At 66.1% G+C, this 7,333-nt stretch carries 6 protein-coding genes; 5 read left to right on the top strand and 1 reads right to left on the bottom strand.

Features of this window, described 5'->3' with window-relative positions; genetic code table 11:
* The first annotated feature begins 93 nt into the window (after nt 1-93).
* From CR105_RS13060 to CR105_RS13080, 5 genes are all read left to right on the top strand, one after another.
* On the top strand, nt 94-1,014 hold the full coding sequence (locus CR105_RS13060; RefSeq protein ID WP_099788881.1) for an AAA family ATPase: 921 nt from the start codon (nt 94-96) through the stop codon (nt 1,012-1,014).
* A 9-nt stretch (nt 1,015-1,023) separates the two neighbouring features.
* Entirely contained in the window at nt 1,024-2,022 is a 999-nt protein-coding gene (locus tag CR105_RS13065; protein WP_099788882.1) for a DUF58 domain-containing protein, read from the top strand.
* A complete protein-coding gene (locus CR105_RS13070; RefSeq protein ID WP_099788883.1) occupies nt 2,019-4,049 on the top strand; it encodes a transglutaminase TgpA family protein in 2,031 nt (676 codons plus the stop codon). Before CR105_RS13065 ends, CR105_RS13070 begins: the two co-directional genes overlap by 4 nt.
* Nucleotides 4,046-5,221, top strand: coding sequence for a lytic murein transglycosylase B (mltB, locus tag CR105_RS13075; RefSeq protein ID WP_229413916.1), 1,176 nt, complete (start codon nt 4,046-4,048; stop codon nt 5,219-5,221). The genes CR105_RS13070 and mltB overlap by 4 nt, the downstream gene beginning before the upstream one ends.
* 515 nt (nt 5,222-5,736) lie before the next feature.
* Nucleotides 5,737-6,042, top strand: a complete 306-nt coding sequence (locus tag CR105_RS13080; RefSeq protein WP_229413917.1) for a hypothetical protein — start codon at nt 5,737-5,739, stop codon at nt 6,040-6,042.
* A gap of 64 nt (nt 6,043-6,106) precedes the next feature.
* Here the strand turns inward: CR105_RS13080 and cysM are convergent, their stop codons facing one another.
* Entirely contained in the window at nt 6,107-7,009 is a 903-nt protein-coding gene (gene cysM / locus CR105_RS13085) for a cysteine synthase CysM (RefSeq protein WP_099788885.1), read from the bottom strand.
* Between the last annotated feature and the right edge of the window lie 324 nt (nt 7,010-7,333).

Below are 7,333 nucleotides of genomic sequence, written 5' to 3' on the forward strand. Positions count from 1 at the left end.
AATTGTCCGAATGACGCTAATCTACCATCCATCCCGATGTTTCGCTCGGCGTGCAGGCGCGGCACCAATTAATCAGTTCAACAAAGACAACACATGTTCAACAAAATGCATGAAGTGGCACGCCAGGTCAGCCAGATCGTGGTCGGCAAGGATTTGCAGGTGCGCCAGGCGCTCACGTGCCTGCTCGCGGGCGGCCACCTGCTAGTCGAAGACGTGCCGGGCGTGGGCAAGACCACGCTGGCGCACGCGCTGGCCATCTCGCTCGGCTTGAAATTCAACCGGGTGCAGTTCACCAGCGACCTGCTGCCGGCCGACGTGGCCGGCATTTCGGTCTACGAGCGCGAAAAGAATGGCTTCGTGTTCCATCCGGGGCCGATCTTTACGCAGGTGCTGCTGGCCGACGAGATCAACCGCGCCACGCCGAAGACGCAGTCGGGCTTGCTCGAGGCGATGGAAGAACGCCAGGTCAGCGCCGACGGCGTCACGCGCGCGCTGCCGGAGCCGTTTTTCGTCATCGCCACCCAGAACCCGGCGCACCAGGTCGGCACGTTCCCGCTGCCCGAATCGCAGCTCGACCGCTTCCTGATGTGCCTGTCGCTGGGCTACCCGGACGCGGCCGCCGAGCGCGCGCTGTTGATGGGCGAGGACCGGCGCAGCATGCTCAAGGCGCTGCCGGCGGCGATGCAGCCGGAAGAACTGGCCGCGGCGCAGCAGGCGCTGCGCCAGGTGCATGCCTCGCCGTCGCTGATCGATTACGTGCAGGCGCTGGCGCAGGCGTCGCGCCGCGACGGGCTGTTTGCCGAGGGGCTGTCGCCGCGCGCGGCGATCGCCCTGCTGCAGGCGGCGCGCGCGTGGGCCGCGCTCGAAGGGCGCAACCACGTGGTGCCGGAAGACGTGCAGGCGGTGCTGGTGCCGGTCTGCGCGCACCGGCTGCGCCCGCTCAAGTCGGCGCACGGCGTGGCGCTGGCCAGCCGCGACCTGGTGCTGCAACTGCAAAAATCGGTGCCGGTCTGACGACCCTGGATGGCGGCGCGCTTGACACAATGGGCTGAACGGGCCGGCAACCGCTGGCTGTTCAAGCAGCGCGAGCGCGAGAGCGGCGAAGTGTACCTGCACCGGCGCCGCGTCTTCATCCTGCCGACCAAGGCCGGGCTCGGCTATGCCGGCATGCTGCTGGTGCTGCTGGTGGGCGCCACCAACTACAGCCTGGGCCTCGGCTTCGGCCTGACCTTCCTGCTCGGCAGCTGCGCGCTGGTCGACATGTACCTCACGTACCGCAACCTCGGCCAGCTGCACCTGCGGCCCGGGCGCGCGGCCAGCGTGTTCGCCGGCGAGGAAGCGCGCTTCGAGCTGCACCTGGTGAACCGCACGCGGCTCGACCGCTACGCGATCGGCGTCGATTTTGCCGGCCACGACGGCCCGCGCTACCTGGCCGACGCGCCCGCCGGCGCCGGCGCGGCGCTGCAGCTGACCACCGCCACCGAGCAGCGCGGCTGGCTGCGCGCGCCGCGGGTGCGCCTGGTGACGCGCTTTCCGCTTGGCCTGTTTCGCGCCTGGAGCTACTGGCAGCCGGACCTGCGGGTGCTGGTGTATCCGTTCCCGGAGCCGGAAGCGCCGCCGCTGCCGATGGGCGGCAGCGCGCGCGCGGGCGGGCGCGGCAGCGGCGGCGACGACGACTTCGCCGGCATCCGCAGCTACCAGCCGGGCGACTCGATGCGCAGCCTGGCGTGGCGCCAGATCGCCCGGCTCGACCCCGCCTATGGCGGCCAGCTGGTGACCAAGCATTTCGAAGGCGGCGCGAGCGACGAACTGGTGCTCGACTTTAACGCGCTGCCGGCGCACATCGACGTCGAGCTGCGCCTGTCGCGCATGACGCGCTGGGTGCTGCAGGCCGAACAGCGCGCGCTGCCGTACGCGATGCGCATCGGCGCGCACCACTTCAAGGCCGGCATCGGCGCGGCGCACCGGGCCGCGTGCCTGCAGGCGCTGGCGCTGCACGGCCTGGCCGCGGAGGCGCCATGAAGGCGGCCCCGCTGGCGGCGCTCGGCGGCCGGCTGGCCGGCTTCGCCGCGCGCCTGCCGCGCGACAAGACCGACACCTTGCTGCTGCTGGCGGCGGCGCTGCTGGTGCTGGCGCCGCATGCGCTGCACCTGCCGCTGTGGGTGTCGACCTTGTGCGCGGTGACCCTGGCGTGGCGCGTGGTGATCACGGTGCGCGGCCAGCGCCTGCCGCCGTCGCTGGTGCTGCTGCCGCTGGCGGCGGCGTCGATGGCCGGCGTCTGGCTGACCTACAACACGCTGCTGGGGCGCGACGCCGGGGTCGCCATGCTGGTGCTGCTGGTGGCCTTCAAGATGCTCGAGATGCGCGCGCGGCGCGACCTGTTCGTGGTGGTGTTCCTGTGCTTTTTCCTGCTGCTGACGACCTTCTTCTACGCCCAGGGCATCGGCACCGCCTTGATGATGGGCGCCTCGGTGGCGGTGCTGCTGGCCGCCCAGCTGTCGTTCCAGTTCACCGGCGAGCTGCCGCCGCTGGGGCGGCGCCTGTGGCTCGGCGCGCGCACGGTGCTGTTCGCGCTGCCGCTGGCGGCGCTGCTGTTTTTCCTCTTCCCGCGCATGCAGGGGCCGCTGTGGGGCATGCCGGGCGACGCCATGTCCGGCCGCACCGGCATGTCGAACAGCATGGCGCCGGGCAGCATGGCGAGCCTGGCGCAGTCCGACGAGACGGCCTTCCAGGTGCGCTTCATCGACCCGCCGCCGTCGCACGCGCTGCTGTACTGGCGCGGCCTGGTGCTGGGCGAGTTCGACGGGCGCACCTGGACCCAGCTGCCGCGCGAACGCGGCGCCGGCCAGGCAGTCGCCGGCGCGCTGATGCGCGGGCGCGCGATCCGCCACCAGATCACGCTCGAACCGAGCGGGCAGCGCTGGCTGTTCGCGCTCGACCTGCCGGCCGCGCCGCCGCAGGTGGCCGGCCACGCCAGCTCGGTGTCGGCCGAGCAGGAGATGTCGGCGGCCTATCCGATCGACACGCGGGTGCGCTACGACGCCGTGTCGCACCCCGGCTACAGCCTGCAGGCCGGCGCCGAACTGGCCGGCGCGGCGCGCTGGCTGGCGCTGCCGTTCGGCGCCAATCCGCGCGCGCTGGCCGCCGGCGAGGCGCTGCGCGGCCACGCCGACCCGTTCGACCGCGTGCGCGCGGTGCTGCGCGGCTTTCGCGAGGATACCTTCGTCTACACGATGGAGCCGCCGCTGCTGGGACGGCACACGGTCGACGAATTCCTGTTCAAGACGAAGGCCGGCTTTTGCGAGCACTACGCCAGCGCGTTCGTGTTCCTGATGCGCGCCGCCGGCGTGCCGGCGCGGGTGGTGACCGGCTACCAGGGCGGCGAAGTCAATCCGGTCGACGGCTTCCTGACGGTGCGCCAGTCGGACGCGCATGCGTGGGCCGAAGTGTGGGTCGCCGGGCGCGGCTGGCTGCGGGTCGATCCGACCGCCGCGGTGGCGCCGGAGCGGGTGCAGCGGCCGTTGGCGCGCGCGCCGTCGCGCATGAACCGCTTCGGCATCAGCGCGCTCGACGACCTGATGAACTTCGATGCCGGCAACAGCGCGCTGCTGACCCAGCTGCGCTACGAATGGAGCGCGTTGAACAATGGCTGGAACCAGTGGGTGCTGAACTACACGCCGGAGCGCCAGCGCGGCGTGCTCGATTCGTTCGCCGCCGGCCTGGTCAGCGTCAAGACGCTGGCGGCGCTGGCGGTGCTGCTGGCGCTGCTGGTGGCCGCGCACGTGCGGCGCAACCGGCCCCGGCACGATCCGATCGATGCGCTATACTCGGCGCTGTGCCTGCAGCTGGGCCGGCTTGGGCTGGCGCGTGCCGCCGACGAAGGCCCCAACGACTATCGCGCGCGGATCGACTCGGCCCGCCTCGAGCCGCGCCAGAAAGACGCGGCGGCTCAATTCCTGCGCCTCTACAGCGCCTATAAATACGGCGCCCAGCCATCCGATCCGGGGCTGGCCGCCACCCTGAAAAGTCTGCTGATAAAATTCCGATGATTTCTTTTTTACGTTCAATGCGCCGCCGTTTTCCGTTGCTGGTGCTGGCCCTCGCGGCCGCCGCCGGCGCCCACGTCGCGCATGCCGCGGCGACGAAAGACAAGCCGCGCGCCCATCCGAAGGCGAGCGCGGCAGCGAAGACGGTCAAGGCGGTCAAGGCGGTCAAGGCGGCGCCGAAAGCGCTCGCGCGCAAGGTCGACTACGAAGGCGAGCAGGTCAACTTCCGCGAATGGAAAGCGGTCGCCGATTTCGAAGAAGAGATGGTGACGAAGCACGGCTTCGAGCGCGACGCGCTGAAGGCCCTGATCGCCCAGGTCAACTACATCGACTCGGCGGTCCAGCTGGTCAAGCCGGCGCCGCCGGGCAAGCCGAAAAACTGGCAGGCCTACCGTGACCGCTTCATCGAGCCGATCCGCATTAACGCCGGCGTCGAGTTCTGGGCCGACAATGCCGAGGCACTGGCGCGCGCCGAGGCGCAGTACGGCGTGCCTGCAGAGATCATCGTCGGCATCATCGGCGTCGAGACGGTGTATGGCCGCAACACCGGGCGCTTTCGCGTGATGGACGTGCTGACGACCCTGGCGTTCGCCTACCCGGAGACGCCGAACCGTGACGCGCGCATGCGCTTTTTCCGCGGCGAGCTGGAAAACACGCTGCTGCTGGCGCGCCAGTCGAACATGGACCCGCTGTCGCTGCTCGGCTCGTTCGCCGGCGCGGTCGGCCTGCCGCAATTCATGCCGGGCAGCATACTCGCGTTCGGCGTCGACTTTGACGGCAACGGCCAGATCGACCTGCGCAACTCGGCGGTGGACGCGATCGGCAGTGTCGCCAATTTCCTGGTGCGCCACGGCTGGCAGCCAGGCCAGGTCGGGCCGATTGCTTACCCGGCCGACGTGTCGCCTGCGCGGGCGTGGGAAAGCTTCATCGGCAAAGGCGGACTGGCGGCGACCTCGAGCGCCGAAGAACTGGCCGCGGCCGGTGTCGTCAGCGCCTCAGCGCTGCCCGCAGGCATGCTGTTTGGCCTGATTGACTTGCAAAATGGCGCGGAAGCAACAGAATATTGGTTCGCGACCGATAATTTTTTTGCTATCACTCACTACAACCGTAGTTACTTCTACGCCATGTCGGTCGTCGAACTGGGGCGCGCGGTGCGCGCCGCGCGCGGGGTCTGATCCTTATCGCAGAGGAAACTTTGTAATGAACTGTAACGGGCCGCTGCGCACTTTGTAACAGGCGTCGGCGATCCGGCTTCGATACCCCGGGGGAGTATGTCGCGATGTGCGGATATTGTCTTAGGTAAATTTCCGTACATAAACAAGATACTCCCCGTTAAATCACAATGTCGAGCGTGCGCACCGGAATTGTGCGGCCGCTCCCAGTCAATTACCCTACACTTAACTTTACCCAGAAAACAATTTCAATATTGTGAATATGTGAGAGAATTGCATTGGGGCTATGTTGCACAACGACAACAGCAAATAGCTGCTAACGTTCTAATCATTATTGCTTTCAGGTATTACATTGGAAAACGTTGTACAATTGTGTATATATTTTCCAAAGTGTTCTGGAAATCAGTTGCAGCAAAGATTATAGCGGTGGTAGCACAGCACGAAGCCGGGTGTAAGAACCAGCAGGACAAACTCAAATAGGAATGATAGAAATCATGACAAACCAAGTCGGCATTGATATGAACAGCGATTCGGATTCAGATGATCTGTTGCAGTACAACCCTAACCGGTTGCTCGATACGCTCATCGAAAACCTGCGTCTGAAAAATGATGCGGCGCTGTCGCGCGCTCTGGAAGTGGCGCCGCCGGTAATTTCGAAGATCCGCCACCACCGCCTGCCGGTTGGCGCATCGCTGCTGATCCGCATGCACGAAGTGAGCGACCTGTCGATCCGCGACCTGCGTTACCTGATGGGTGACCGCCGCAACAAGTTCCGCATCAGCGACAAGCAGTTCAAGCCAAAAGAAGGCGAGCCACAGGCGTAACTGCCTGGGGTGTCAAGCAAGCCGGGTCCGTCCACACAGGACCTGGTTTGATTCAGCAGCAATGTCAGGCCGGAAACACGCCCGTCGACAAGTAGCGATCACCGCGGTCGCAGACGATGAACACGATGGTTGCGTTCTCCACCGTCTGCGATATCCGCAGTGCGATTTCACAGGCGCCCGCCGCCGAGATGCCGCAGAAAATTCCCTCCACCGCCGCCAGCCTTCGGGCCATGTGCTCGGCTTGCGCCTGGCTGACGCTTTCGACCTGGTCGACGCGCGCCTTGTCGAAAATTTTCGGCAGGTAGGCTTCCGGCCATTTGCGGATGCCCGGTATCGACGAGCCCTCTTCCGGCTGGGCGCCGATGATGCGGACCTGCTCGTTCTGTTCTTTCAGGTATTGCGACACGCCCATGATGGTGCCGGTGGTGCCCATCGCGCTGACGAAATGGGTGATGCGCCCGTCGGTGTCGCGCCAGATTTCCGGGCCGGTGCCTTCATAGTGGGCGCGCGGATTGTCGGGGTTGCCGAACTGGTCGAGGATGATGCCCTTGCCGTCCTTCTGCATCTGTTCGGCCATGTCGCGGGCATACTCCATGCCGCCAGTCTTCGGCGTCAGGATGATTTCGGCGCCGTAGGCGGCCATGCTCTGGCGCCGTTCGACCGACAGGTTATCTGGCATCAGCAGCACCATCTTGTAGCCGCGGATGGCGGCGGCCATTGCCAGCGCGATGCCGGTGTTGCCGCTGGTCGCTTCGATCAGCGTGTCGCCGCGCTTGATGGTGCCGCGTTCTTCGGCGCGCAGCAGCATCGACATGGCGGCGCGGTCCTTGACCGAGCCGGCCGGATTGTCGCCCTCCATTTTGCCAAGAATAACGTTGTTGCGCGCGGCCGCGTCCGCACCCGGCAGGCGCACCAGCTGCACCAGCGGCGTGTTGCCGATCGTATCTTGAATGGTCTTGTAATGCATGATGACTCTCTGGCAGTTCGGACAAACGCCATTGTATGCCGGGATGCGTGAACGCGTATGAGAGCGGTCAGCCAATGCTGGCTCAGCAAAAATATAACACCGGGGTCAGTAACACCGGGGTCAGGTCTGACATTCGGACATTCGAGCTGGGGTCAGGTCTGACATTCGGACATTTCGCTGGGGTCAGGTCTGACAATCGATGGTTGTCAAGCTAGTTGTCGTGTCAGCAGCCGCTAAGCCGCCTTTTTAAACGCTGGCATATTCGACGCCGGCATTGTTGCTTCGTTGATCGACACGTCAGGATTGAGGTGTACTTCTTTGACC

It is taken from the genome of Massilia eurypsychrophila, from assembly GCF_002760655.1.
Taxonomy (GTDB): domain Bacteria; phylum Pseudomonadota; class Gammaproteobacteria; order Burkholderiales; family Burkholderiaceae_D; genus JAFCUW01.